The following is a 25,452-nucleotide window of genomic DNA, read 5'->3' as shown; positions in this document are numbered from 1 at the left end:
TCGATATTGAGGGGCTTGCGTGTCGTTTGGCCTGGTGAAACGCCGAAAACGCCCCTACGGGTATGTGGTCGGAAATTGTCGGTGGAACCAGGCAAGATGGTGCCCGTGAACGAAGACGTGACCGCCGAGGCCGGCCCCGAGGAGAAGAACGAGCACCGGGAGCTCGCCGAGCAGATCGAGGACGCCCGCTACCGCTACTACGTGCTCGACGACCCGACGCTCTCCGACGCCGACTTCGACCAGAAGTGGCGCCGGATCAACGAGCTCGAGGAGCAGTTCCCCGAGCTGCGCACCCCTGACTCGCCCACGCAGAAGGTGGGCGGCACCTTCTCCACGGAGTTCACCGCGGTCGACCACCTCCAGCGGATGGAGAGCCTCGACAACGTCTTCTCCTTCGAAGAGCTGGCTGGCTGGCACGCGCGCATCGCCAAGGACGGCGCCGCCGAGGCGGAGCTGCTCTGCGAGCTCAAGGTCGACGGCCTGGCGATCAACCTCCTCTACGAGAAGGGGCGGCTGGTCCGGGCGCTGACCCGCGGCGACGGTCGCACCGGCGAGGACGTCACCCCCAACGTACGCACCATCTCGTCGATCCCCCACCGGCTCAACGGCACCGACGAGTTCCCGGTGCCCGACCTGGTGGAGGTGCGCGGCGAGGTCTTCTTGTCCATCGAGGCCTTCGACCGGCTCAACGCCTCCCTGGTCGACGCCGGCAAGCCGATGTTCGCCAACCCGCGCAACTCCGCCGCCGGGTCGCTGCGCCAGAAGGACCCGCGGGTGACCGCGACCCGAGCCCTCGGGATGGTCTGCCACGGCATCGGCGCCCGCGAGGGCTTCCAGCCGGTCGCCCAGTCGCATGCCTACGAGGCGCTGAACGCCTGGGGCCTGCCCACCTCCAAGCGGGTCAAGGTGCTCAAGACGCTCGCCGAGGTCGAGGAGTTCATCAGCTACTTCGGCGACCACCGCCACGACGTCACCGAGCACGAGATCGACGGCGTCGTGATCAAGGTCGACGACATCTCGCTGCAGCGCCGTCTCGGCTCGACCAGCCGCGCGCCGCGCTGGGCGATCGCCTACAAGTACCCGCCCGAGGAGGTCAACGCCAAGCTGCTCGCGATCGACGTCGGCGTCGGCCGCACCGGCCGGGTCACGCCCTTCGGTGTCATGGAGCCGACCAAGGTCGCCGGCTCGACCGTCGAGCGCGCGACGCTCCACAACGCCCACGAGGTCAAGCGCAAGGACGTACGTCCCGGCGACACCGTCATCCTCCGCAAGGCCGGCGACGTCATCCCGGAGATCCTCGGCCCGGTGCTGCCGCTGCGTCCCGAAGGGCTGCCGGAGTGGACGATGCCGACCGAGTGTCCGGCCTGCGGCACCACCCTGGCCGCGCAGCGGGAGGGCGACAAGGACCTGCGCTGTCCCAACCACCGCGGCTGCCCGGCGCAGGTGCGCGAGCGGGTCTTCTTCGCCGCCGGCCGTGGCGCCTTCGACATCGAGGGCATGGGCTACGAGGCGGCCGACGCGCTGCTGGCCGCCGAGGTGATCACCAACGAGGGCGACATCTTCGCCCTCGACGAGGCCAGCCTGGCCCGCACCACCTTCTTCACCCGCGCCGCGAAGAAGGCCGAGAAGGAGGCGGGCGCGGGTGAGCGGGTCCTCAACGCCAACGCCCTCGGCCTGCTGCGCAACCTCGAGGAGCGCAAGCAGGTGCCGCTGTGGCGGGTGCTGGTCGCGCTCTCCATCCGCCACGTAGGCCCCTCCGCGGCCCGGGCGCTGGCCACCGAGTTCGGCTCCCTCGACGCCATCTGGGAGGCCTCCCAGGAGGAGCTGGCCAGCACCGAGGGCGTCGGCGGCACCATCGCCGACGCGATCGTCGAGTGGCGCCAGGTCGACTGGCACCAAGAGATCGTCGAGAAGTGGCGTACGGCCGGGGTCTCCCTCGCCGACGAGCGCGACGAGTCGATCCCGCGCACCCTCGAGGGCCTGACCATCGTCGTCACCGGCTCGCTCGAGGACTTCTCCCGCGACGGCGCCAAGGAGGCGATCATCAGCCGCGGCGGCAAGGCGGCCGGCTCGGTCTCCAAGAAGACCGACTACGTCGTGGTCGGTGACAACGCCGGCTCCAAGGCCGCCAAGGCCGAAGACCTCGGCCTCCCGATCCTCGACGAGGCCGGCTTCAAGCGCCTCCTCGAGTCCGGCCCCGAGAAGTCAGAATCTGACGCCGAGTAGTCGATTCCTGACGCCGAGACGTCGAAAATCGAGCGCGAGGCGTCAACGTCCGAGGGTCCTGCACCCTCGGCGTACGGAAGCCTGACCCCTCGGCGTCGAAAACTGACGTCTCGGCGTCGATTTTCGACGTCTCGCGCTCAATATCTGACTTCTCGGGGGAGTGGGGTGCTCCGAGGTGAGAGTTGTGGGTCCTCTTGCCTAGGATGTGCCTCATGCCAGAAATCACCCGCGACGAGGTCGCGCACCTGGCCGACCTCGCCCGCATCGACCTCAGCGACGCCGAGCTCGATCACCTTGCCCCGCAGCTGCAGGTGATCCTTGAGTCCGTCGCCTCGATCCAGGGGCTTGCCGGCGACGACGTGCCTGCCACCTCCCACCCGCTCCCGCTGACCAACGTCTTCCGTGAGGACATCGTGACTCCGAGCCTGACGCCGGAGCAGGCGCTCTCCGGCGCGCCGAGCGTCGAGGAGCAGCGCTTCGCGGTGCCGAGGATTCTGGGGGATGAGCAGTGAGTGAGCTGATCCAGAAGTCCGCCGCCGAGCTGGCCGATGCACTGGCCGCGGGCGAGACCACCTCGGTGGAGCTGACCCAGCTCTACCTCGACCGGATCGCCGCGGTCGACGGTGAGGTGCACGCGTTCTTGCACATCGATGCCGAGGGTGCGCTCGAGCAGGCTGCCGCCTCCGACGCGCGCCGGGCCAACGGCGACGCGCTGCACGCCCTCGACGGCGTGCCGATCGCGGTCAAGGACGTGCTGACCACCATCGGTCTGCCGACCACCTGCGGCTCGAAGATGCTCGAGGGCTGGGTGCCGCCCTACGACGCGACGGTGGTCAAGAAGATCAAGGACGCCGGTCTGCCGATCCTCGGCAAGACCAACATGGACGAGTTCGCGATGGGCTCCTCCACCGAGCACTCGGCCTACGGCCCGACCAAGAACCCGTGGAAGCTCGACCGGATCCCCGGCGGCTCCGGCGGTGGCTCGGCTGCGGCCGTGGCGGCCTTCGAAGCGCCGCTGGCGCTCGGCACCGACACCGGTGGCTCGATCCGCCAGCCCGGCGCGGTCACCGGCACCGTCGGCGTGAAGCCGACCTACGGCTCGGTCTCCCGCTACGGCCTGGTCGCCCTGGCCAACTCGCTGGACCAGGTCGGCCCGGTGACCCGCACCGTGCTCGACAGCGCCCTGCTGCACGAGCTGATCGGCGGCCACGACCCGCTCGACTCCACCTCGACCACCACCCCGGTGACCGGTCTCGTCGACGCGGCCCGCGCGGGCGCGACCGGCGACCTGAAGGGCGTCAAGGTCGGCGTCATCAAGGAGCTCGCGGGCGAGGGCTGGGCCCCGGACGTGATGGCCAAGTTCAACGAGTCGGTCGACCTGCTCACCAAGCTGGGAGCCGACGTCGTGGAGGTCTCCACGCCGAGCTTCGAGCACGCGATGGCTGCCTACTACCTGATCCTGCCGGCGGAGTGCTCCTCCAACCTGGCCAAGTTCGACGCGATGCGCTACGGCCTGCGGGTCACCCCCGACGGCGACCCGAGCGCCGAGGACGTCATGAAGGCCAGCCGCGACGCCGGCTTCGGCGACGAGGTCAAGCGCCGCATTATCCTCGGCACCTACGCGCTGAGCAGCGGCTACTACGACGCCTACTACGGCCAGGCGCAGAAGATCCGCACGCTGATCATCGAGGACTTCAAGAAGGCCTTCGAGCAGGTCGACGTGCTTGTCTCGCCGACCTCGCCCTCGACCGCGTTCAAGCTGGGCGCGAAGCTCGACGACCCGCTCGCGATGTACATGCAGGACCTGGCCACCATCCCGGCCAACCTGGCCGGCACGCCCGGCATCTCGATCCCGGCCGGCGTCTCCGACCAGGACGGGCTGCCCGTCGGCGTACAGCTGCTGGCCCCGGTCCTGGAGGACGCCCGCCTCTACCGCGTCGGTGCCGCGCTCGAGGCCGCCATCGGCCCGGTGCTGGGCCTCGACAAGCTCGACGACCGACTGGCTGCTGGAGGTGCCGCATGACGACCGAGACTCTCGTTCCCTTCGACGAGGTGCTGGAGCGCTACGACCCGGCCATGGGCCTGGAGGTCCACGTCGAGCTCAACACCAACACGAAGATGTTCTGCGGCTGCCCCGCGACCTTCGGCGGCGAGCCCAACACCCAGGTCTGCCCGACCTGCCTGGGCCTGCCCGGCTCGATGCCGGTCGTGAACGCCAAGGCCGTGGAGAGCGCGATCCGGATCGGTCTGGCGCTCAACGGCTCGATCGCGGAGTGGTGCCGGTTCGCCCGGAAGAACTACTTCTACCCGGACATGCCGAAGAACTTCCAGACCTCGCAGTACGACGAGCCGATCGTCTACGACGGCTACCTCGACGTCGAGGTCGAGGGCGAGACCTTCCGGGTCGAGATCGAGCGCGCCCACATGGAGGAGGATACCGGCAAGACCACCCACATCGGTGGCGCCACCGGCCGCATCCACGGTGCCGACTACTCGCTGGTCGACTACAACCGCGCCGGCATCCCGCTGATCGAGATCGTCACCCGTCCGATCCTGGGTGCCGGGGAGAAGGCTCCGCTGGTGGCCAAGGCCTACGTCGCCGCGCTGCGCGAGATCCTGCTGGGCCTGGGCGTCTCCGACGTACGCATGGACCAGGGCTCGATGCGCTGCGACGTGAACCTGTCGCTGTCCCCGAAGGGTTCCGGCGAGCTCGGCACCCGCACCGAGACGAAGAACGTCAACTCGCTGCGCTCGGTCGAGCGGGCCGTACGCTTCGAGATGTCGCGCCACGCCGGGATCCTCGACGCGGGGGAGGCGATCTTCCAGGAGACCCGCCACTTCCACGAGGACACCGGCACCACCTCGGCCGGGCGGCCGAAGTCGGACGCCGACGACTACCGCTACTTCCCCGAGCCGGATCTCGTCCCCGTCGCGCCCAGCCGCGAGTGGGTCGAGGAGCTGCGCGGCACGCTGCCGGAGCCGCCGGCCGAGAAGCGCGCGCGGTTGCAGGCCGAGTGGGGCTACTCCGACCTGGAGATGCGCGACGTCTGGGCCGCGGGTGCGATGGTGCTGATCGAGGAGACGGTCGCCGCCGGTGCCTCGGCCCAGGCCGCGCGCAAGTGGTGGATGGCCGAGCTGTCCCGGGCCGCCAACGACCGCGGTGTGGAGCTCGCCGAGGTCGGTGTCACCCCGGTGCAGGTCGCCGAGGTGCAGAAGCTGGTCGACGCCAAGACGCTGACCGACAAGCTGGCCCGCCAGGTCTTCGAAGGTCTTGTCGCCGGTGAAGGCACGGTCGCCGAGATCATCGACGCCCGCGGTCTCGCCGTGGTCTCCGACGACGGCGCCCTCGGTGCCGCCGTCGACGACGCCATCGCCGCCCAGCCTGCGGTCGCGGAGAAGATCCGCGGCGGCAACCAGGCCGCGGCCGGTGCGCTCATCGGTGCGGTCATGAAGGCCACCGGCGGGAAGGCGGACGCCAAGCGCGTCCGTGAGCTCATCCTGGAGAAGCTCGCCTGATGACCGACACGTTCAGGATCGCGTTGCTCATCGACGCGGACAATGCCCCAGCCTCGAGGATCGACGCGATCCTGAACGACCTCGCCGAGTACGGCGAGGTCACCATCCGCCGTGCCTACGGCAACTGGACCAAGCCCGAGCTGAAGAGCTGGATCCAGGAGCTGCACGACGCCGCCATCCGGCCGATGCAGCAGTTCGACCTCACCGCTCACAAGAACGCCTCCGACATGGCGCTCGCGATCGACGCGGTGGAGCTGTTGCACTCGGCCGTCCCGGATGCGTTCGCGCTGGTCTCCTCCGACTCCGACTTCACGCCGCTGGTTCACTACCTGCGGGAGAAGGGACGGGCCGTCTACGGCTACGGCCGGGAGAAGACGCCGGCGCCGTTCAAGAGCGCCTGCACCCGCTTCACCGTGGTGGAGAAGCTCGGCGACGCCACCTCAGAGGAGACCACCGACACCGCAGCGGACAACGGGACATCCCACCCCCGCAAGCCGGCGGCGACCTCCGGCCACGCGTTGAAGCGCAACGCACGGCTGATCCAGCTGCTGCGCAACTCGATCGCAGCGGCTGCCGACGACGACGGCTGGGCGCTGGTCGGCTCGGTCGTCGCCCGCATCCACAACCAGTCCTCCGAGGACCCGCGCAACTACGGCTACTCCTCGTGGACCAAGCTCCTGAAGGCGATCGACCTCTTCGAGCTCAAGGACGAGGGCACCTCGGCGATCCAGGTCAGCGACCGACGCAACGGCAGGAAATGAGCTAGCTGCGCCGAGGTTCCTCGGCGACCGCGGGGCGAGCGCACCTGACTCCCTTCGGCACCGACCCGTGGAGGTGCTTCAGCGCCGCCTTGAAGTCGCGGCAGCGCTCGGCGTCCTCGGACTTGTCGTAGGGATAGCCGATCGCCGCGTTGACCCGGCCCATGTCGAGAGCGTCGGCGTGCGGGTTGATGTCGCGCGCCACGGTCCAATACCAGCGCGAGATCGGCGCGCTGTGGTCCAGCGACCTGGCCAGCTCGGGGCGGCGGCGGAGATCGATGCCGAAATAGCGGCCGGCGTCGGCGTAGTTGGCCTCGCCGGTCAGCTGGATGTAGCCGCGCCCCGTGAACTTCCGGCCGTCGCGGCCCTTGGCGTCATGCCGGAACGAGCTCTCGTTGGCGAGCGTGGTCAGGTAGGCCGCCTGCCGATAGGCGGTGGTGATCCGACCGTCGGTCATCGCGCGGTTGAGGCCGGGTAGACCGGCCTCGACCTTCTGCCGGTCGCCGACCCGGTCTCCGAACATCGCGACCAGGTCGGCGTACGTGATCGCAGGCCGTGCGTCCGCGGCCGCTGGAGCGGTCGGCGTGGTCGGGGAGAGGCTGAGAAGGGCGGCCGATACCGAGACTGCGACAAGGCCGAGAATCCTGTGGCGCATGTGGACAGAGTGGCTGGTGGACGGCGATCCCGCAAGCAGGACGGGCCCGGCATAGGATGGCCACCTCAATCAACACACGCCCATGGTGGGGGAAGCCGGTCCAAGTCCGGCGCTGACCCGCAACCGTAGGTCCACGACACCGAGTGCCGCGGACGAGCCGGAGCACCTGCCACGGACGCGTACTGACCTGACGCTGTCGTGGAAAGCAGCGGGTCGGCCCTGTGCCTTCCCGACGAGCAGCGCGGAAGGAACCATGAAGAAGACCGTCCTCGGTGGCATCGCCGCCGCCCTCGCCCTCACCTCGCTCGCCGGCTGCGGCGACGAAGCCGTCGAGGAGGGGGAGAAGAGCACCTACGACGCCAACGTCTCCACCTCGGTCGGTGACTGGCTCGTCGACCAGGCGCCGAAGGGCGTGGTCCACAACGCGCAGTACGGCACCGACGACTTCGGCCTCAGCGCCGAGATCGGGATCGCCCTGGCCGAGATCGGCGGCTACGACGAGGAGATCGCCACGATCGCCGAGGCCGTGATGAAGCACAAGAAGGAGTACACCTCGCCCGGCTTCGGCACGATCACCTCCGCCGGCGCCACCGCGAAGGCCCTCGTCCTCCAGCAGAACGTCGACGCCTCCGACCCCGGCCTGCTGAAGCAGCTCGAGGACACCGTCGCCGAGAACGGCCGGATCGCCGACGTGCTCGACCCCGAGAACAAGAAGGCCGCCGACTACTCCAACACCATCGGGCAGTCCTACGCCGTGTGGGCGCTGACCAACGCCGAGAGCGAGGAGGCCGCGGCCGCGACCGAGTTCCTGGCCGGACAGCAGTGCGAGGAGGGCTGGTTCCGGGTCACGTTCACGCCTGACGCGGCCGCTGCCGACCAGACCTGCGACGCCGACCCGAAGGCCGCCCCCGACGCCGACGCGACGGCGTACGCGCTGATCGCCCTCTCCGCGGTGGGTACGCCGGAGACGAAGAAGGCCGTCGATGCGGGCATCGAGTGGCTGAAGGAGTCCCAGGCGAAGGACGGCTCCCTGAAGTCCGCGACCGGCAACGTGCCGAACTCCAACACCACCGGCCTGGCCGGGTGGGCGTTCGGCCGCGCAGGCGAGACCGAGGCCGCGGAGAAGGCTGCGAGCTGGGTCGCCGAGCACGTCGTCGCCTGCGGTGACGACGCCGGAGCGGTCGCCTACGACGACGCCGCCCTGACCGAGGCCGAGGACAAGGGCCTGACCAAGGAGACCGAGGGCATGTACCGGCTCGCGGCCGCCCAGGCGCTCCCGTCGCTGGTCTACCTGCCCAAGGACGCGACCGAGAAGAGCTCGTGCTGATCGTGCGTGCTGTCCTGGTGGTCCCGGCGTTCCTCGTCGGGGCCACCGCTGCCGTGCTCGCTCCGGCCGCCTCGCCCGCCTCGGCCGCGCCTGCCGCGTCGTCGGCGTCCTCGGAGTCGTCGGCGCAGAGCTGCGAGGGCGTCACCGTCGTCGTCGAGCCCAACGCCCTCGGCGGCGCTCCCGAGGTCGCCTGCGTGCAGGCCGAGGAGGGCGACACCGGCGCCGATCTCTTCGAGAAGGCCGGACATCCGCTCACGTTCGTGAGCACGATGCCGAGCGTCGTGTGTCGCGTGGACGAGCGCCCGAAGGAGGCCGGTTGCGCCCAGATGCCGCCCGCCGACGCCTACTGGTCGCTGTGGATCACCGACGAATCGGGAGCCTGGAGCTACTCCGCCAGAAATGTTACCGAAATCAGCGTGACCTCCGGGCAGGGTGTTGCGTTCACGTGGATAGACGACAATGTCGTTACCGCTCCGGCGACGGTGCTTGGGGATGCTGTGGGGGCGCCCTCGAGCCCGTCGCCGGAGTCATCTCCGAACGAGCCCTCCGCGCGCGCTGACTCCGGACCGGAGCCGCTGCCGGTCTGGGCCGCCCCGACCGGGATCCTCGCGCTCTTCACCGCCGCCGGTGCCGTGTGGTGGTTCCGCCGATGAGCAGCCTGCTGCGTACGGCCGCGGTCGCGCGCCTGCCCCGCGACCTGCACCCCGTCGCCTGGTGGGTGTGGGCGATCGGGCTGGCCGCGTACGCCTCCTTCACGACGAACCCGTTGCTGCTCCTGCTCCTGGTGGGTGTGGTGTCCGTCGTCGTCGCCGCGTGCCGCGGTGAGCAGCTGTGGGCGAAGGCGTTCCGGCTCTACGCCGGCCTCGCCCTGTTCATCGTGGTGACCCGGGTGCTCTTCCGGGTGCTGCTGGGCGCCGTGCCCGGCCACGTCATCCTCGATCTGCCCGAGATCCCGCTCCCGGAGTGGGTGCTGGGGATCCGGCTGCTCGGGCCGCTCACCCGGGAGGCTCTGCTGGCCGGCCTCTACGACGGCATGCGGCTGGGCGCCATCGTGCTCTGCGTCGGCGCCGCCAACGCGCTGGCGAACCCGAAGCGGCTGCTCCGCTCCCTGCCGCCGGCCCTCTACGAGATCGGCACCGCCGTCGTCGTCGCCGTGACCGTGCTTCCCCAGCTCGCCGAGTCGGTGCAGCGGGTGCGCGCCGCGCAAAGGCTGCGGGCCGGCGCGACCGGCAAGGTCCGGCGGCTGCGCAGGTTCCTGGTGCCGGTGCTCGAGGACGCCCTGGAGCGCTCGATGGCGCTGGCAGCCGGGATGGACACCCGCGGCTACGGGCGTACGGCCGGGCTGCCGGCCGCGACCAGGCGGGTCACCTCGACGCTGATGCTGGTCTCGCTGGTCGGCCTCTGCGTCGGCGTGTACGCGATCCTCGACGGCACCACCCCCGGCTGGCTGGCCGCCACGATGCTCGGGCTCGGCGCCGTGGCCGCCGCCGGCGGGCTGACCCTCGCCGGCCGCCGGGTGACGCGGACCGTCTACCGACCCGACCGATGGCGCTGGCCCGAGGTCGTGGTCGCGCTGAGCGGCGTCGTCGTCGCGGCGGCCGGCTGGTGGATCGCCCGCGACCAGGTCCCGATCGCCTTCCCCGCCGTCAGCACCGCCCCGCAGGTCACGCTGGTCGCCATGGCGGGCGTGCTCGTCGGGCTCGCCCCCGCGCTCGCCGCTCCCGCCCCGGCATCACCCCTCTTCGAGCCCGTCTCCGAGACCGTCTCCGAAGCCATCTCCAAGGAGGCAGTCGCATGATCGAGCTGCGTGGGATCACCTTCACCCCGCCCGACTCCTCCGAGCACGTGCTCAAGGACGTCGACCTGACCATCGAGGAGGGCGAGCTGCTGCTCGTCTCCGGCCCCACCGGCTCCGGTAAGTCGACGCTGCTCGGCGTGCTCGCCGGCCTGGTGCCGCGCTTCACCGGAGGCGCCCTGGAGGGCGACCTCCTGCTGGACGGCACCTCCATCATCCGTACGCCGCCACGCGAGCGCGCCGGGATCATCGGCTACGTCGGGCAGGACCCGGTCGCCGGCTTCGTCACCGACACGGTCGAGGAGGAGCTGGCCTACGGGATGGAGCAGCTCGGCCTCCCGCCCGCGACCATGCGGCGCCGGGTCGAGGAGACCCTCGACCTGCTCGGCATCGCCGGGCTGCGGCACCGGTCGCTGCGTACGCTCTCGGGCGGACAGCAGCAGCGCGTCGCGATCGGCTCCGTGCTCACCACCCACCCGCGTGTGGTCGTCCTCGACGAGCCGACCTCCGCGCTCGACCCGACCGCGGCCGAGGACGTGCTGGCCACCATCACCCGGCTGGTCCACGACCTCGGCACCTCGGTCGTCCTCGCCGAGCACCGGCTCGAGCGTGTGGTGCCCTTCGCCGACCGGATCGCCCTGCTCGTCGGCGACGGCTCGCTCACCGTCGGCGAGCCCACCGACATCCTCACCGACTCACCCGTCGTGCCGCCCCTCGTCGAGCTCGGGCGCCAGCTCGGCTGGTCGCCGCTGCCGCTGACGGTGCGGGAGGCGAAGCGGCGGGCCAAGGGTGTGGGATACCCGGTCGACCGGGTATCCCTGGACTTGACGGGCACTGAAACGCCCGACAAGTCCATGAAGTGCCTGTCCAGTTCCGGCCTCACCGTCACCCGAGCCCGTACGCCGGTCCTCCACGACGTCTCGATCGAGCTGCCCGCCGGCCGGGTGACGGCGCTGATGGGACGCAACGGCGCCGGGAAGTCGACGCTGCTCTGGACGCTGCAGGGCACCCAGAAGCGGCTGGCCGGATCGGTCGAGGTGGCCGGGAAGGACCCTGCTGCCCTCGACCCCGAGGGCCGCCGTGCCCTGGTCGGGCTGCTGCCGCAGACCGCGGCCGACCTGCTCTACCTGGAGACCGTCGCCGAGGAGTGCGACGCCGGCGGACCCCGCACCCGCGAGATCCTGGACAGCCTCGTCCCCGGCATCCCCGACGACCAGCACCCGCGCGACCTCTCCGAGGGTCAGCGGCTCGCCCTCGCGCTCGCGCTGATCCTGAGCGCAGACCCGCCGGTGGTGCTCCTCGACGAGCCCACCCGTGGACTCGACTACGCCGCCAAGCACGCCCTGGCCGAGATCCTTCGCGGCCTGACCGTGGCCGGCAAGGCGGTGTTGGTCGCGACCCACGACGTCGAGTTCGTCGCCGAGGTGGCCGACGACGTGATCGTGCTGGCCGACGGCGAGGTCGTCTCCTCCGGTGACGTACGCAGCGTGACCGCCGAGTCGCCTGCGTTCGCGCCGCAGGTGAGCAAGGTCTTCGGCCCCGGCTGGCTCGCGGTGCGCGAGGTCGTCGAGGCGGTGCGGGAACGATGATGAGATTCTCGCCCCGCACGGCCCTCCTGGTCGCGATCATCTCCCTGGCCGGGCTGATGATGTTCGCGTGGCCGCTGCTGCTGCACGGCTACGAGCGCGTGCAGCCACCGTTCATCTTCCTCGCGCTGCTCCCGCTGATGATCGTCGTGCTGCTGAGCGAGCTCTCCACCGGCGGCATCGACACCCGGATGATCGCGATCCTCGGCGTGCTCAGCGCGATCGAGGCCGTCCTGCGTGCCGTCTCCTCCGGCACCGGCGGCGTCGAGCTGGTCTTCTTCATGCTCATCCTCGGCGGCCGGGTCTTCGGCCCGGCGTTCGGGTTCGTCCTCGGCTGCACCAGCCTGTTCGTCGCCGCGCTGGTCACCGCGGGCGTCGGCCCGTGGCTGCCCTACCAGATGCTCGGCGCCGCCTGGGTGGCCGCGGGAGCCGGGCTCCTGCCCCGTGCGAGCGGCCGCCGGGAGATCGCGCTGCTGGCTGCGTACGGCGTCTTCGCGTCCTACGCCTACGGCCTGCTCCTCAACCTGCAGGGCTGGCCGCTGCTCACCGGCGTGACCGTGCCGGGTGCCAGCGGCAATCTGTCCTACGACCCCACCGCCGGGGCGGGGGAGAACCTGCTGACGTTCCTGCGTTACACACTGGTCACCTCCACCAGCAGCTGGGACACGATGCGCGCGATCACCACCGCGATCGCTCTCGGCCTGCTGGGGCCGGCCGTGCTCGCCACGCTGCGCCGTGTCGCCCGGCGGGCAACCGTCACCGGAGTGGTCTCGACCGGCTGATCAAGAGATCAGGAATGCACGCGCTCCGGAAGCCGCTCCGGGATCCGGTCGGCGATCCGCTCGGAGGCGAGCAGCTGGAGGTAGTGGGCGACCTCCTCGCGCTCGGCGCGCCGCAGCAGGAGCGTCTGCTGGGCGGCCTCGGCGTTGTTGCGGGCGACGAGCTGCGAGGCCACCGGCCAGGCGATCAGCAGCTGGATCGGTCGCAGGAACGGGCCCATCATCCGACCGGCGGTGCGCGCAGCGAGAAGCGCGGCCGCCTGGGTCGTGGTGTGCACGGGCGCGAGCGTGGTCGACAACGGAGCGACTCCAGAAGATGAGCGGGGCGACGGGGGAGACGTCTCCAAATCCTAGTGATGCGAACGTGCGGTTTCAGTGACGTTCCGATGTCGTTCGTGTGAAACGCCCCACTACCCGACGTTAAAGGCACCGAATGGTCGCGTACGTCACACCGGAGTCGACTCCGCGGGCACGTGCGGCTCCGAGGAGCCGGTGCGGGTGGCGCCCGCGGAGGCCACCACGACGCAGGCGATGGCCAGCCACTGCAGGACCGAGAGGCCCTCGCGGAGGATCAGGATCGCGGCCAGCGCACCCGCGGCCGGCTCGAGCGACATCAGGATCGCGTAGAGCGACGGCTTGATCGAGCGCAGCGCGACCAGGTCGAGGGAGTAGGGAACCACCGAGGACATCAGGCCGACCATCAGGCCGATCGCCCAGACGTGGGCCGACCCGAGCCCGTCGGCGACCGCAAGAGCCGCAGGCGTCAGCGCGACCGCCGCGACGGTCGAGGCCAGGGCGAGTCCGTCGATGCCTTCCCAACGGGCACCGGTCGCCTTCGACAGCACGATGTACGCAGCCCAGCAGACGCCCGCGAGCAGCGCGAACAGCACGCCCACGACGGAGATCCGGCCGGGCTCGAGACCGAGCAGGACCACCCCGACGGCCGCCAGCGCGACCCAGACCAGGTCGCGCGCCCGTCGGGAGGTGACCAGCGCGATCGTGAGCGGGCCGATGAACTCGATGGTGACCGCGATGCCGATCGGGAGCCGGGCGAAGGCCTGGTAGATCGCCCAGTTCATCATCCCGAGCGAGGCGCCGAAGGCGACCACGACCAGCCAGTCGTGCCGCCGGAAGCCCCGGACCCGTGGCCGGGCGATGGCCAGCAGGATCAGCGCGGACAGCGAGAGCCGCAGCCACACCATCGCGGTGGGGGTGACCTCGTCGAAGAGCGACTTGGCGAAGGTCGCGCCGACCTGCACCGAGGCGATGCCGATCAGGACCAGGACGACCGGGTGGGCCAGCCTCGTCCGGAGCGACGAGCTGCCGGTTGAGATGCGCTGGACCACCCGGTCAGTCTAGGGATGGCCGAGAGGGACTACTGAGCCGAGTCCGTCTGCGAGACGTTGGAGAGGTTGGGCGCCAGGTTGGCCTCCTCGGCCAGCCGCTCCGACCCGCGAGTGTCCTCGTGCGGGACCATCGCGTGCTCGGTGTGCTCCTGCTCGTAGACCTCCGGCGGGATCGGCGTCGGCACGGTCGCGGTGATCCGCGACCCGTCGGGCCGGATGCCGCCGTGCGGCTCCTCGTCGAGGTGGGTGCCGATCCGCGGACCCTGGTCGGCCAGCGGCACGACCACCGGCGAGCCCTTGGAGACCACGAACTCCTCACCACGGACCGTCACCGGCACGTCGAACTCCTCGCCCGCGGTGTCCTCCACCGTGAAGGCGATCTCGTCGGTGGACAGCGCGACCTGCATCCGCGTCGAGTGCCACTGGACCCGGAAGGTCAGCGAGCCCCATTCGGCGGGCAGCCGCGGATCGAAGGAGAGCTTGCCGTCGTAGTCGCGCATCCCGCCGAAGCCGAACGCGAGCCCGCCCCACACGCCACCGGTGGAGGCGATGTGCATCCCGTCCACGGTGTTGCCGTGCATGTTGAACAGGTCGACGTAGAGCGCGTCGTAGAAGTAGCGCAGCGCGTCGTCCTGGTAGCCGACCTCGGCCGCCACGATCGACTGCACGACCGCGGACAGCGTCGAGTCACCGGTGGTGATCGGGTCGTAGTACTCGAAGTCGGCCCGCTTCTGCTCCGGCGTGAACCGGTTGCCCTGCTGGAAGAGCGCGAGCACCACGTCGGTCTGCTTGAGCACCTGGAACCGGTAGATCACCAGCGGGTGGTAGTGCAGCAGCAGGGGTCGTACGTCGTCGGGGGTGTTGGGCAGGTCCCACACCTCGCGGTCGAGGAAGTTGTCGTCCTGCGGGTGGATCCCGAGGCCCTCGTCGAAGGGGATGTGCATCGCCGCGGCGCAGCGAGCCCACTCCTCGATCTCGTCGGGAGAGACGTCGAGGCGGCCTATCACCTGGTCGTACTCGCGCGGGTACTCCGTGCGGAGCAGCTCCATGGTCTCGACGGCCTTCTCCAGGTTGTAGCGGGCCATCACGTTGGTGAACAGGTTGTTGTTGACCACCGTCGTGTACTCGTCCGGCCCGGTCACGCCGTGGATGTGGAAGGAAGGCACCCCGTTGTGGCGCCAGAAGCCGAGGTCGGCCCACATCCGCGAGGTCTCGACCAGGATGTCGACGCCCTCGCGGATCAGGTAGCCGGTGTCACCGGTCGCGTAGACGTACTTCATCAGCGCGAAGGCGATGTCGGCGTCGATGTGCACCTGCGCGGTGCCGGCCGCGTAGTAGGCCGAGGCCTCCTGGCCGTTGATGGTGCGCCAGGCGAACAGCGCGCCCTTCGCCGCCATCTCCTTGGCCCGCTGCCGCGCCGCCGGGAGCATCACCGAGCGGGCGTGCATCACGTTGCGGGCGACCTCGGGCTGGGTGTAGCAGAGGAACGGGACGACGTAGCACTCCGTGTCCCAGAAGTAGTGCCCCTCGTAGCCCGAGCCGGTGACGCCCTTCGCGGGGACGCCGAGCCCGTCGGTGCGGGCGGTCGCCTGGGCGAGCGAGAAGAGGTTGAACCGGATCGCCTGCTGGGCCGCGGCGATGTCGCGCTCGTCCTCGGCGGTCGCTGCGGAGATCTCCACGTCGGCGGCGGCCCAGAACTCGTCGTACCAGTTGCGCTGGTCGCGCTCGAAGTGCTCGACGCCCAGCCGGATCGCCCGGTCGAGAGTGCGCTCGCAGCGGTCGGCCAGCTCACGGACCGGCACCCCGCGCGAGGTGTGGTACGCCACGGTCTTCACCATCCGGAGCGTGCTGCCCTCGGTGGCGTCGACCCGGAAGACCGCCTTGGCGAGGTCCTCCTCGGCGCGGACGAGCGTCTCGACCGGGTCCGGGGTGTCGATCTGGTGGGCGGCGCTGACCGCGATGGTCATCCCGGAGTTCGCGCACCGGTAGCCGAGGGTCATCTGGTCCTCGTCGGCGTGCGACATCTGCGGGAGCAGGACGCGGGTGTCGAAGGCGGTCGACTTGCGCGGGTCCATGCCCTCGCCGAGCGCGGCCGACGGCACGTGGTACTCGTCCTTGCCGTCCTGCCGGTTGAGCAGCTGGGAGGAGATCACGATCGGCGCCGAGCCGCTCAGCATGGTGATCTCGAGGGTCTGGATCGAGAGGTGACGCTGCGACATCGACACCATCCGGGTCGACTTGATCGCGACCCGCTTGCCCGAGGGCGTACGCCACACCAGGTGGCGGCGCAGCACACCCTCGCGGAAGTCGAGCACCCGCTCGTACTCCTCCAGGTCGGAGGTGCCGAAGGTCAGCGGCTCGTCGTCGACGTAGATCTTCATGATCTTGGCGTCGGGGGCGTTGACGATGGTCTGGCCGGTCTTGGCGAAGCCGTAGGCGTTCTCGGCGTGGCGGATCGGCCAGGTCTCGTGGAACCCGTTGATGAAGGTGCCGTGGGCATAGGTCGGCCGGCCCTCCTCAGGGGTGCCGCGCATACCGAGATAGCCGTTGGCGACGCTGAAGAGGGTCTCGGTCAGGCCGAGGTCGTCAGGGGAGTAGTTGGTCTCCACCAGCCGCCACGGGTCGATGGGATAACGGGCCCGGTCCAGGGGGTTCGGGCCGACGTTGGTCTTCACTGCTGTGCTCCTCGAGCAGGTGATTCAGGACTGTGTCCGTCAGGGATGAGTTCAGCGAGGTCGGAAACGACAAGGCTTGCGCCGGCAGCCGTGAGGACGTCGTGGCCGGCGCCACGATCCACCCCGACGACGAGCGCGAATTCTCCTGCCTTGCCGGCGCGCACCCCGGACACCGCGTCCTCGAGGACGACGGCCCCGCTCGGGGTGGCTCCGAGGACCTTACCGGCGTAGACAAATGTGTCCGGAGCAGGCTTGCCGGGCAGTCCCTGCTCATCTGCGACGGCTCCCGAGACGACCGTCTCGAAGCGGTCCAGCAACCCCGCGGCCTTCAGCACGTTGGGGGCGTTGACCGACGACGACACCACCCCGAGCCGGACGTCGAGGGTCGTGAGGTAGTCGAGGAATTTCACCGAACCGGGGTAGGCCTTTACGCCGTCGCGCTCGAGAACCTCGTTGAAGGCGTTGTTCTTCCTGTTGCCGAGGCCGCAGACGGTCTCGAGCTCGGGGGCGTCCTCCGGGGTGCCCTCGGGGATCTGGATGTCCCGGGAGGCGAGGAAGTCGCGCACGCCGTCGTAGCGCGGTTTGCCGTCGACGTACGCGAAGTAGTCCTGGTCGGTGTAGGCGGGCGCGCCTGGCGTCTTCTCCTGCAGGTAGGCGTTGAACATCTCCTCCCACGCCTGCATGTGCACGACGGCCGTCGGCGTGATCACGCCGTCGAGGTCGAAGAGGATCGCAGTGTAGGTCTCCCAGGCAACAGGTCTGGTCATGTCCTCAGGCTAGGTCCTGGGCGGCCTCGGCCCTAGAACCCGCACCGAGAGATGTTGTCGACGCAACATGATTTCGACCGACGTGGTTTCACCGAAATCCCCTGGTCACCGCCGGCGAGCGGGTGGATGCTGGACGACATGGGTACGCAGCTGCTGGTCGGGACCCGGAAGGGTCTGTGGATGGGGCGCTCCGACGACGCCCGTCAGGACTGGGAATTCACCGGTCCGCACCATGACATGGAGGAGATCTACTCCGCCATGATCGAGCCCAGGACCGGGCGGGTCCTTGCCGGTTGCTCCTCGCTGTGGCTGGGTGCGCTGGTGCGCGCCTCCGACGACGGCGGCGAGACGTGGACCGAGACCTCGATGTCCTTCCCCGAGGACGTCGACGCGAGCCTGGCCCGGGTCTGGCAGCTCCAGCCCGGGCTGCCCGACGGCACGATCTGGGCCGGTGTCGAGCCCGGCGCGATCTTCAGGTCGACCGACGGTGGCGCGTCCTTCGAGCTCGTCCGGGGCCTGTGGAACCACCCGCACCGCACCGAGTGGAACGAAGGTTTCGGCGGCCAGGCGTTCCACACGATCCTGCCGCACCCCACCGACCCCGACTCGGTGACCGCCGCGATCTCGACCGGCGGCGTCTACCAGACCCGCGACGGCGGCGAGACCTGGGAGGCGCGCAACAACGGCATCATCGCGGTCTTCCTGCCCGAGGGGCAGCAGTACCCGGAGTTCGGGCAGTGCGTCCACAAGGTCGCCCGCCACGCCTCCCGTCCCGAGCGGCTCTACCTGCAGAACCACGGCGGCGTCTACCGCTCCGACGACGAGGGCGGCTCCTGGAAGTCGATCGCCGACGGCCTGCCCACCGACTTCGGCTTCGCGATGGTCGTCCACCCGCAGGAGCCCGACACGATCTACACCTTCCCGATCGGCGCCGGCGAGTCCCGCTACCCACCGGAGGCCAAGCCGATCGTGTGGCGCTCCCGCGACGCCGGCGACCACTGGGAGGCCCTCTCCAGCGGTCTCCCGGACCACTTCTACGTCGGGGTCATGCGCGACGCCATGTGCGCCGACGACCACGAGACGGCCGGTGTCTACTTCGGCGCCCGCAACGGCTCCGTGTGGGCCTCCGCCGACGCCGGCGAGACCTGGCGCGAGATCCTCCGCGACATCCCTGACGTGATGGTGGTCAGAGCCGCGAAGGTGTGAGGCTTCGCTCGGTCGTCCGCGGTTGCGCCAGCCGCCGAGTCATCCTGTCACCGTCCACCGCGTGGCGCTGCGTGCGAAGACGTACGCCAGCGGGTTTAGCCTTCTCGCATGCCCACTCTTCGCTCCGCAACCTCGACCTCGGGCCGCAACATGGCGGGTGCTCGCGCGCTCTGGCGCGCGACCGGCATGACTGATGACGACTTCGGCAAGCCGATCATCGCGATCGCCAACTCGTTCACCGAGTTCGTGCCCGGCCACGTGCACCTCCGCGACCTCGGCAAGATCGTCGCCGAGACGATCCAGGAGGCCGGGGGAGTGGCCAAGGAGTTCAACACGATCGCCGTCGACGACGGCATCGCGATGGGCCACGCCGGGATGCTCTACTCGCTGCCGAGCCGCGAGCTGATCGCGGACGCGGTCGAATACATGGTCGAGGCGCACCGGGCCGACGCGATCGTGTGCATCTCCAACTGCGACAAGATCACCCCCGGCATGCTGCTGGCGAGCCTGCGCCTCAACATCCCCGTCGTCTTCGTCTCCGGCGGCCCGATGGAGGCCGGCAAGACGACGGCCATCGAGGGCATCGTCCACGACAAGCTCGACCTGGTCGACGCGATGGTGCTCTCGGTCAACGAGGCGGTCAGCGACGAGCAGCTCGACGTCATCGAGCGCGCCGCCTGTCCGACCTGCGGCTCCTGCAGCGGGATGTTCACCGCCAACTCGATGAACTGCCTCACCGAGGCCATCGGCCTGAGCCTGCCCGGCAACGGCTCGACGCTGGCCACCCACGCCAAGCGCCGCGCGCTCTTCGAAGAGGCGGGGCGTACGGTCGTGGAGCTGTGCCGCCGCTACTACCAGGAGGGCGACGAGTCCGTCCTGCCCCGCAGCATCGCCAACCGCAGCGCCTTCGAGAACGCGGTCGCGCTCGACGTGGCCATGGGCGGCTCGACCAACACGGTCCTGCACCTGCTGGCCGCCGCGCGCGAAGCCGAGCTCGACTTCAACGTCCACGACATCGACGCGATCTCGCGGCGGGTCCCGTGCCTGAGCAAGGTCGCCCCCAACAGCCCGAAGTACCACATGGAGGACGTCCACCGGGCCGGCGGCATCCCCGCCCTGCTCGGCGAGCTGCGCCGCGGTGGCGCGCTCAACGAGGACGTCCACACCATCCACTCCGACTCCGTCGAGGAGTGGCTGGACAGCTGGGACATCCGCGCCGAGAACCCCAGCCAGGAGGCGCTCGACCTCTTCCTCGCGGCTCCGGGAGGAGTGCGTACGACCGAGGCGTTCTCGACCGAGAACCTCTGGGCCAGCCTCGACACCGACGCCGCCGAGGGCTGCATCCGCGACTTCGAGCACGCCTACTCCGAGGACGGCGGGCTGGCGATCCTGTCCGGCAACGTCGCGCCCGACGGCTGCGTCGTGAAGACCGCCGGTGTGCCCGAGGAGTGCCTGACCTTCACCGGCACGGCGATCGTCTTCGAGTCACAGGACGCCGCGGTGGACGGCATCCTCTCCAAGAAGGTCCAGGAGGGCCACGTCGTCGTCATCCGCTACGAGGGTCCCAAGGGCGGTCCGGGCATGCAGGAGATGCTCTACCCGACCTCGTTCCTCAAGGGCCGGGGTCTCGGTCAGAAGTGCGCCCTGATCACCGACGGCCGCTTCTCCGGCGGCACCAGCGGCCTCTCGATCGGCCACGTCTCCCCGGAGGCGGCCGGCGGCGGCATGATCGCGCTGATCGAGGACGGCGACCAGATCTCCATCGACATCCCCAACCGCTCGATCTCGCTCGACGTCGACGACATGGTCCTCGACGAGCGCCGCGTGGCCCAGGAGAAGCGGGACAAGCCCTACACCCCGGCCGACCGCGACCGGAAGGTCTCGGCCGCGCTGCGGGCGTACGCCTCGATGGCCACCTCGGCCTCCGACGGCGCCTATCGCAACGTGCCCGAGTAACGGCGTGGGAAAGGTCCACGCCCGGGTCGACGGTCGGCTGCGCGCGTTCATCGATCGCCAGGTCGTCTTCTTCGTCGCCACCGCGCCGCTCTCCGGGGACGGGCACGTCAACGTCTCGCCGCGCGGCATGCCGGGCACGTTCGGGATGCTCGACGAGCTCACCTTCGCGTGGGTCGACGGCACCGGGAGCGGCAGCGAGACGGTCGCCCATCTGCGTGAGAACGGCCGGATCACGGTGATGTTCTGCGCCTTCGACGGGGCGCCGAACATCGTCCGCTTCCACGGCCGCGGCCGGGTCGTCACCCGCTACGACGAGGAGTACGCCGACCTCGCCGGCAACTTCGACGACCTCCCGGGCGCCCGCGCGGTCATCGTGGTCGACATCGAGCGCGTCTCCGACTCCTGCGGCTTCTCCGTCCCGCTGATGTCGTACGTCGGCGAGCGGGACCTGCTCCCTCCGTACTTCGAGCGCAAGGGGGTCGAGGGGTCGGCCGGCTACCGGCGGAAGAAGAACCGCACCAGCCTCGACGGCCTGCCGGCTTTCGACTTCGACCCGCTCCCGGACTAGTCGGCGCACGGTTGTCGAAACCGGCGATCGCCGTTCGTGGCATCAGTGAGGGGCCGGCACAGCGGCCCACCTGATGCGGGAGTGGTGGCAATGTCGGATCTGTCGAATCGCTGGAAGCGGAATCTGCTCGTCTTCATGGGCGGCCAGACGGTGTCGTCGTTGGGCTCGATGATCGTCGGGTACGCGGTGATGTGGCACCTCACCGTCGAGACCGGGTCGGCGGCCGTGCTGACCATGAGCGTCGCGGCGGGGATGCTGCCGCAGGCGCTGGTGTCGGTCTTCGGCGGCGTCTGGGCCGACCGGCACTCGCGCAAGATGCTGATCATCGGGGCGGACACGACCATCGCGGTCGCCACGCTGGTGCTGGCGCTGCTGATGCTGAGCGGCGCCGGCGACCTGTGGATGATCTTCGTCGCGATGGCCATCCGCTCGGCGCTGTCCGGGATCCAGGGGCCGGCGGTCAATGCGATGCTCCCGCAGATCGTGCCGGCCGAGCATCTGATGCGGGTCAACGGCATCCAGCAGGCGATCTCCTCGGGGATGATGCTCTTCGCCCCGGCGCTGGCCGCGGCGATCTACGCGAGCACCGGCATCGTCACGGTCTTCTTCATCGACGTGGTCACGGCCGCGATCGGGGTGCTCCTGCTGCTCACGATCCCGGTGGCCCGGATGGTCCGCGCCGACGAGCCGGCCAGCTACTTCGGCGACCTCCTCGCCGGTGTGCGGTACGTCCGGGGCAACGCCTCGGTGCGGTGGGTGATGGGTCTGGTGGCGATCGTGATGTTCATGGCCGGCGCGCCGGCTCACCTGACGCCGCTGATGATCACCCGCAGCTTCGGCGACGAGGTCTGGATGCTGAGCGTCAACGAGCTGTTCTGGAGCGTGGGCATGCTGGTGGGCGGCGCGATGATGGCCGTCGTCGGGCCGAAGGTGAAGCGGCGGGTGCGGCTGATGGTCGCCGCCGCGGTCGGGGTCGGTCTGCTCGTCGTCGGTCTGGGTGTCTCCACGAGCTTCTGGGTCTTCTCGGTCGCCGGCCTGGTGATCTGCATCCTCTTCCAGACGCTGCTGGTGCCCGCGGCGACCCTGCTGCAGGAGCAGGTCGAGGACGCGATGCGCGGCCGGGTCTTCGGTTTCTACGGCATCGTCATCTCGGTCTCGATGCCGGTGTCGATGATCGTCTTCGGGCCGCTCGCGGACCGGTTCACGGTCGAGTCGGTGATGATCCTGGCCGGGATTCTGCTGCTGGTCTGCCTGCTCGGGGTGCTCACCCTCGCCGGCGCCCGCCGCTCGCTGGCCACGGCGGACGCCGGCGCGGATGTCGCAGCGGATCTCGCTGCCGCCTGAGGGTCGGTCACGGCGGTCGGAGACAATGACCGCCGTGACCGACTTCTCTTATCCCGTGGGCGACGTCGTCGAGGCGTGGGAGCCGCGGCCGTGGCCCGAGCCGGTGACGCTCGAGGGTCGCTACGTCCGGGTCGCGCCGCTCTCCTCGGCGCAGTACTCCGATCTCTACGCCGCCGTCTGCGGCCCCGGCGACGCCGACCTGTGGACCTACCGGCCGATCCCGATGCCGACCTCGCTGCAGGACCTCTGGATGCACCTGGCGGGACTCGTCGACGCAGCCGACGTCGTCCCCTTCACGTTCGTCCCGAAGGAGGGGGAGCGGGCCGGTCGGGCGAGCGGCGTCGCGGGTCTCCAGGCGATCGATCCGAAGAACGGTCGCGTCGAGGTCGGCGGGGTGCTCTTCGGGCCCGCCCTGGCTCGCACCCGGGCAGCGACCGAGGCGATCCACCTGCTGATGCGCCACGCCTTCGACACGCTCGGGTACCGCCGGTTCGAGTGGAAGCTCGACGCCCTCAACGAGCCGTCGCGGAAGGCGGCGCAGCGCCTGGGTTTCACCTACGAGGGGCGGTTCCGCAACCACATGGTCGTCAAGGGCCGCAACCGTGACACCGACTGGTTCTCGGTGACCGCCGAGGAGTGGCCGGCTGTCAGCGCGAGCCACGAGCGCTGGCTCGACCCGGCGAACTTCGACGAGCAGGGCCGCCAGCTCAGCCGGTTGCGTACGCACGATTGCGTAGACGGGCCCCGCTCCTGAGCCGATGTGCGGACCGCTCGCGCGCCGCAGTCTTGAGGGCATAGCCAAGCCCGACAGATAGGACACGAGCAATGAGCATCAACGAGACGATGGCGACCATCGCGGTGGCCAGTGACGACTGGGGTCCGTGGCGCGACAACGGACCCTGGCACGACGGCGGCGGCCCGCCCGCCTTCTGGCCGATCTTTCCGATCCTGTGGTTCCTGGTGATCGCGGCGATCATCACCGCGGTCGTGCTGCTCGGCCGCAAGCGGGTGGCCGAGGGACCGCGGCGTGCGGGCGAGGCCCGGCTGGCCGAGCGGTACGCAGCGGGCGAGATCGACGAGAACGAGTACCGCGCCCGCCGCGACGTCCTGCGCGAGAAGCCGAACCGTTCCCGAGACGCCTGACACCTGCGCTGGTCCGTGGCAGGGTGTCCGCCATGGACCAGCGCATCAGCTTCGTCACGCTCGCCGTCGCCGACCTGTCGGCGAGCCGATCGTTCTACGTCGACGGCCTCGGCTGGACACCTGAGATGGAGGCCGACGGCGTCGTCATGATCCCCGTCGGCGAGCACGTCATCCTCTCGCTGTGGGACCGTGCCGAGTTCGAGGAGGAGGTCGGCCCGATCGCCACCGGCGACGGGGTCGCGCCGTTCACCCTCGCCCACAACGTCGCCACCCGCGAGGAGGTCGACAGCGTCTTGGAGCTCGCCCGGTCGCTCGGCCGCGAGGCCTCCGAGGGCCAGGAACGGGTCTGGGGCGGTTACACCGGCTACTTCTCCGACCCGGACGGGGTCCGCTGGGAGGTCGCCTACAACCCCGGGCCGGTGGGCCAGAGCGTGCTCCCGGGCTGAACCTCAGCCCGCGAAGCCGGGCAGGTGCTCCTCGAGGATCGCCCGGAACGGCGCCTCCGCGTTGAGCTGCGCCAGCACCCCGAGCCCACCGAGCCAGACCCGGTGGATGAGCAGGTAGGACGGCGGCAGGTTGAGCTTGAGACCGACCGTGTAGGCAGGGTCCTTGGGGTCGTTGATCCGCTTGAACTCCTCCCGCAGCCACTCCCGGGTGAACCGGAACCGCTCCTCCAGCGCCGGCGTCACGAACGGCGCCAGGTAGTCGAGCACGTGCTGCGGCTCGACCTTGATGCCATCGCGGATGAAACCCTCGGCGCGCAGACCGGCGACGAGCGCGTCGGCGTCACCGGTCGCCGCGATCCGGATCAGCCGGCCCATCGGCTCGGGGAAGCCACGCTCCGGCAGCCGTGCCGCGAGGCCGAAGTCGAGGACGGCCATGCGGCCCTCGCCGAGCACCCGGAAGTTGCCCGGGTGGGGGTCGGCGTGGAGCATCCCGGTCAGCTCGGGCGCGGAGAACCAGAACCGGGCCAGCAGCTCGCCGTAGTGGTCGCGCTCCTCAGGGTTGCCCTCGGAGATCACCTTCGCCATCGAGCCCTCCGACTCGACCCACTCGGTGACCAGCACCGACGGCCCCACGGCGACGACGTCGGGGACGTGGATCAGCGGGTCGTCCCGGTACGCCTCGGCGAAGACCCGCTGCGCCTCCGCCTCCTTCGGGTAGTCGAGCTCCTCGACGACCCGCTCCTGCAGCTCGGCGACCAGCGCCTTGATGTCCATCCCGGGCACGACCGCGTTGCCGATCGTCGCGACCCGGCCGATCTGGCGCAGGTCGGCGCGCAGCGCCTCGTCGGCCCCGGGGTACTGCACCTTCACCGCGACCTCGCGACCGTCGGTCCACCGGCCCCGGTGGACCTGCCCGATCGAGGCCGAGGCGGCCGGCTCCTCGGAGAGCTCGACCAGCCGCTCGGTCCAGTCGGTGCCGAGATCCCGGGCCAGCAGGCCGCGTACGATCCCGGTCGGCATCGGGGGAGCGGAGTCCTGGAGCCGGGTCAGCTGGGCGCGGTAGTGGGCCGCCTGCGACTCGGGCATGGCGGCCTCCATGATCGAGAGCATCTGCCCGACCTTCATCGCGCCGCCCTTGAGCTCACCCAGGGTGCGGAAGAGCTGGTCGGCCGTGCGCTGGTGGACGCCGGCCAGCACCGCCTCGGCGGGCTTGCCCCCGATCCGCTTGCCGAGCCCGAGCGCCTTGCGTCCGGCGTAGCCCATCGGCAGCGCGGCCAGCTTGGCCGTCCGTGTCGCCGCTCGCCGCGGTAGCCCCTTCGACGACCCCTCCGCGTCACTCATGCGGCAATTGTGCCTGTC

23 protein-coding genes and 1 riboswitch are annotated in these 25,452 nt (G+C 70.1%); of the genes, 17 read left to right on the top strand and 6 right to left on the bottom strand.

Annotated elements, in window-relative coordinates; all coding sequences use genetic code 11:
• The first annotated feature begins 96 nt into the window (after nt 1–96).
• From ligA to IEY81_RS15890, 5 genes are all read left to right on the top strand, one after another.
• Nucleotides 97–2,226: an NAD-dependent DNA ligase LigA gene (gene ligA / locus IEY81_RS15910; RefSeq protein WP_373292240.1), complete on the top strand. Its 2,130-nt coding sequence runs from the start codon at nt 97–99 to the stop codon at nt 2,224–2,226.
• A 212-nt stretch (nt 2,227–2,438) separates the two neighbouring features.
• A complete protein-coding gene (gene gatC, locus IEY81_RS15905) occupies nt 2,439–2,738 on the top strand; it encodes an Asp-tRNA(Asn)/Glu-tRNA(Gln) amidotransferase subunit GatC (RefSeq protein WP_189119450.1) in 300 nt (99 codons plus the stop codon).
• Nucleotides 2,735–4,249, top strand: a complete 1,515-nt coding sequence (gatA, locus tag IEY81_RS15900; RefSeq protein WP_189119449.1) for an Asp-tRNA(Asn)/Glu-tRNA(Gln) amidotransferase subunit GatA — start codon at nt 2,735–2,737, stop codon at nt 4,247–4,249. Before gatC ends, gatA begins: the two co-directional genes overlap by 4 nt.
• Nucleotides 4,246–5,742, top strand: coding sequence for an Asp-tRNA(Asn)/Glu-tRNA(Gln) amidotransferase subunit GatB (gene gatB, locus IEY81_RS15895; RefSeq protein ID WP_189119448.1), 1,497 nt, complete (start codon nt 4,246–4,248; stop codon nt 5,740–5,742). Before gatA ends, gatB begins: the two co-directional genes overlap by 4 nt.
• Nucleotides 5,742–6,503, top strand: a complete 762-nt coding sequence (locus IEY81_RS15890) for an NYN domain-containing protein (protein ID WP_189119447.1) — start codon at nt 5,742–5,744, stop codon at nt 6,501–6,503. Before gatB ends, IEY81_RS15890 begins: the two co-directional genes overlap by 1 nt.
• Before the next feature lies 1 nt (nt 6,504).
• Here the strand turns inward: IEY81_RS15890 and IEY81_RS15885 are convergent, their stop codons facing one another.
• Nucleotides 6,505–7,155: a glycoside hydrolase family 19 protein gene (locus IEY81_RS15885; protein ID WP_189119446.1), complete on the bottom strand. Its 651-nt coding sequence runs from the start codon at nt 7,153–7,155 to the stop codon at nt 6,505–6,507.
• A gap of 66 nt (nt 7,156–7,221) precedes the next feature.
• A riboswitch (cobalamin riboswitch) is annotated at nt 7,222–7,343 on the top strand.
• Nucleotides 7,344–7,408: 65 nt separating this feature from the next.
• Here IEY81_RS15885 and IEY81_RS15880 point away from each other — a divergent pair.
• Genes IEY81_RS15880 through IEY81_RS15860 form a run of 5 tightly spaced genes read left to right on the top strand, consistent with a single transcriptional unit; the run spans nt 7,409 to nt 12,645 of the window.
• Nucleotides 7,409–8,482 (top strand): prenyltransferase/squalene oxidase repeat-containing protein, encoded by a 1,074-nt coding sequence (locus IEY81_RS15880; protein ID WP_189119445.1) that lies wholly within the window; start codon nt 7,409–7,411, stop codon nt 8,480–8,482.
• Nucleotides 8,476–9,135: a hypothetical protein gene (locus IEY81_RS15875; protein WP_189119444.1), complete on the top strand. Its 660-nt coding sequence runs from the start codon at nt 8,476–8,478 to the stop codon at nt 9,133–9,135. The genes IEY81_RS15880 and IEY81_RS15875 overlap by 7 nt, the downstream gene beginning before the upstream one ends.
• Nucleotides 9,132–10,280: a CbiQ family ECF transporter T component gene (locus IEY81_RS15870; protein ID WP_189119443.1), complete on the top strand. Its 1,149-nt coding sequence runs from the start codon at nt 9,132–9,134 to the stop codon at nt 10,278–10,280. The genes IEY81_RS15875 and IEY81_RS15870 overlap by 4 nt, the downstream gene beginning before the upstream one ends.
• Complete coding sequence (locus IEY81_RS15865) at nt 10,277–11,866, top strand: ABC transporter ATP-binding protein (RefSeq protein ID WP_189119442.1); 1,590 nt, start codon at nt 10,277–10,279, stop codon at nt 11,864–11,866. The genes IEY81_RS15870 and IEY81_RS15865 overlap by 4 nt, the downstream gene beginning before the upstream one ends.
• Entirely contained in the window at nt 11,866–12,645 is a 780-nt protein-coding gene (locus tag IEY81_RS15860) for an ECF transporter S component (RefSeq protein WP_229787910.1), read from the top strand. The genes IEY81_RS15865 and IEY81_RS15860 overlap by 1 nt, the downstream gene beginning before the upstream one ends.
• A gap of 8 nt (nt 12,646–12,653) precedes the next feature.
• Here IEY81_RS15860 and IEY81_RS15855 read toward each other — a convergent pair whose 3' ends face one another.
• The 4 genes from IEY81_RS15855 to IEY81_RS15840 form a co-directional block, all read right to left on the bottom strand.
• Nucleotides 12,654–12,920, bottom strand: coding sequence for a hypothetical protein (locus IEY81_RS15855; RefSeq protein WP_189119440.1), 267 nt, complete (start codon nt 12,918–12,920; stop codon nt 12,654–12,656).
• A gap of 168 nt (nt 12,921–13,088) precedes the next feature.
• A complete protein-coding gene (locus IEY81_RS15850; RefSeq protein WP_229787909.1) occupies nt 13,089–13,988 on the bottom strand; it encodes an EamA family transporter in 900 nt (299 codons plus the stop codon).
• Between the two features lie 29 nt (nt 13,989–14,017).
• Nucleotides 14,018–16,663, bottom strand: coding sequence for a glycoside hydrolase family 65 protein (locus tag IEY81_RS15845; RefSeq protein WP_189119439.1), 2,646 nt, complete (start codon nt 16,661–16,663; stop codon nt 14,018–14,020).
• Nucleotides 16,660–17,430 (bottom strand): HAD family hydrolase, encoded by a 771-nt coding sequence (locus IEY81_RS15840; protein WP_189119438.1) that lies wholly within the window; start codon nt 17,428–17,430, stop codon nt 16,660–16,662. Before IEY81_RS15840 ends, IEY81_RS15845 begins: the two co-directional genes overlap by 4 nt.
• A 138-nt stretch (nt 17,431–17,568) precedes the next feature.
• On the opposite strand from IEY81_RS15840, the gene IEY81_RS15835 reads away from it, so the two are divergent.
• The 7 genes from IEY81_RS15835 (at nt 17,569) to IEY81_RS15805 (ending at nt 24,093) form a co-directional block, all read left to right on the top strand.
• Complete coding sequence (locus tag IEY81_RS15835; RefSeq protein WP_189119437.1) at nt 17,569–18,636, top strand: WD40/YVTN/BNR-like repeat-containing protein; 1,068 nt, start codon at nt 17,569–17,571, stop codon at nt 18,634–18,636.
• Between the two features lie 108 nt (nt 18,637–18,744).
• Nucleotides 18,745–20,592: a dihydroxy-acid dehydratase gene (ilvD, locus tag IEY81_RS15830; protein WP_189119436.1), complete on the top strand. Its 1,848-nt coding sequence runs from the start codon at nt 18,745–18,747 to the stop codon at nt 20,590–20,592.
• 4 nt (nt 20,593–20,596) lie between these two features.
• Nucleotides 20,597–21,160 carry a pyridoxamine 5'-phosphate oxidase family protein gene (locus IEY81_RS15825; protein ID WP_189119435.1) on the top strand — a complete coding sequence of 188 codons (564 nt, stop codon included), beginning with the start codon at nt 20,597–20,599 and terminating at the stop codon, nt 21,158–21,160.
• Nucleotides 21,161–21,295: 135 nt separating this feature from the next.
• The gene (locus tag IEY81_RS15820) at nt 21,296–22,504 is read left to right on the top strand and encodes an MFS transporter (protein WP_229787908.1); all 1,209 of its coding nucleotides are present in this window, start codon (nt 21,296–21,298) and stop codon (nt 22,502–22,504) included.
• Nucleotides 22,505–22,538: 34 nt separating this feature from the next.
• Nucleotides 22,539–23,258 carry a GNAT family N-acetyltransferase gene (locus tag IEY81_RS15815; protein ID WP_229787907.1) on the top strand — a complete coding sequence of 240 codons (720 nt, stop codon included), beginning with the start codon at nt 22,539–22,541 and terminating at the stop codon, nt 23,256–23,258.
• Between the two features lie 71 nt (nt 23,259–23,329).
• Nucleotides 23,330–23,647: an SHOCT domain-containing protein gene (locus IEY81_RS15810; RefSeq protein ID WP_189119432.1), complete on the top strand. Its 318-nt coding sequence runs from the start codon at nt 23,330–23,332 to the stop codon at nt 23,645–23,647.
• A 32-nt stretch (nt 23,648–23,679) separates the two neighbouring features.
• Nucleotides 23,680–24,093 (top strand): VOC family protein, encoded by a 414-nt coding sequence (locus tag IEY81_RS15805; RefSeq protein ID WP_189119431.1) that lies wholly within the window; start codon nt 23,680–23,682, stop codon nt 24,091–24,093.
• 3 nt (nt 24,094–24,096) lie between these two features.
• Here IEY81_RS15805 and IEY81_RS15800 read toward each other — a convergent pair whose 3' ends face one another.
• Entirely contained in the window at nt 24,097–25,434 is a 1,338-nt protein-coding gene (locus tag IEY81_RS15800; RefSeq protein WP_189119430.1) for an ABC1 kinase family protein, read from the bottom strand.
• Nucleotides 25,435–25,452: the final 18 nt, after the last annotated feature.

The sequence above is a fragment of the Nocardioides luteus genome, assembly GCF_014648595.1.
GTDB lineage: Bacteria > Actinomycetota > Actinomycetes > Propionibacteriales > Nocardioidaceae > Nocardioides > Nocardioides luteus.
This window is presented reverse-complemented; position numbering and strand designations above follow the sequence as displayed.

Coding starts and splice junctions, on each gene's coding strand:
- ligA (WP_373292240.1), top strand. CDS start 97: ATGGTGCCCGTGAACGAAGACGTGACCGCCGAGGCCGGCCCCGAGGAG.
- gatC (WP_189119450.1), top strand. CDS start 2,439: ATGCCAGAAATCACCCGCGACGAGGTCGCGCACCTGGCCGACCTCGCC.
- gatB (WP_189119448.1), top strand. CDS start 4,246: ATGACGACCGAGACTCTCGTTCCCTTCGACGAGGTGCTGGAGCGCTAC.
- IEY81_RS15890 (WP_189119447.1), top strand. CDS start 5,742: ATGACCGACACGTTCAGGATCGCGTTGCTCATCGACGCGGACAATGCC.
- IEY81_RS15885 (WP_189119446.1), bottom strand. CDS start 7,155: ATGCGCCACAGGATTCTCGGCCTTGTCGCAGTCTCGGTATCGGCCGCC.
- IEY81_RS15880 (WP_189119445.1), top strand. CDS start 7,409: ATGAAGAAGACCGTCCTCGGTGGCATCGCCGCCGCCCTCGCCCTCACC.
- IEY81_RS15870 (WP_189119443.1), top strand. CDS start 9,132: ATGAGCAGCCTGCTGCGTACGGCCGCGGTCGCGCGCCTGCCCCGCGAC.
- IEY81_RS15865 (WP_189119442.1), top strand. CDS start 10,277: ATGATCGAGCTGCGTGGGATCACCTTCACCCCGCCCGACTCCTCCGAG.
- IEY81_RS15860 (WP_229787910.1), top strand. CDS start 11,866: ATGAGATTCTCGCCCCGCACGGCCCTCCTGGTCGCGATCATCTCCCTG.
- IEY81_RS15840 (WP_189119438.1), bottom strand. CDS start 17,430: ATGACCAGACCTGTTGCCTGGGAGACCTACACTGCGATCCTCTTCGAC.
- IEY81_RS15835 (WP_189119437.1), top strand. CDS start 17,569: ATGGGTACGCAGCTGCTGGTCGGGACCCGGAAGGGTCTGTGGATGGGG.
- ilvD (WP_189119436.1), top strand. CDS start 18,745: ATGCCCACTCTTCGCTCCGCAACCTCGACCTCGGGCCGCAACATGGCG.
- IEY81_RS15820 (WP_229787908.1), top strand. CDS start 21,296: ATGGGCGGCCAGACGGTGTCGTCGTTGGGCTCGATGATCGTCGGGTAC.
- IEY81_RS15810 (WP_189119432.1), top strand. CDS start 23,330: ATGAGCATCAACGAGACGATGGCGACCATCGCGGTGGCCAGTGACGAC.
- IEY81_RS15805 (WP_189119431.1), top strand. CDS start 23,680: ATGGACCAGCGCATCAGCTTCGTCACGCTCGCCGTCGCCGACCTGTCG.
- IEY81_RS15800 (WP_189119430.1), bottom strand. CDS start 25,434: ATGAGTGACGCGGAGGGGTCGTCGAAGGGGCTACCGCGGCGAGCGGCG.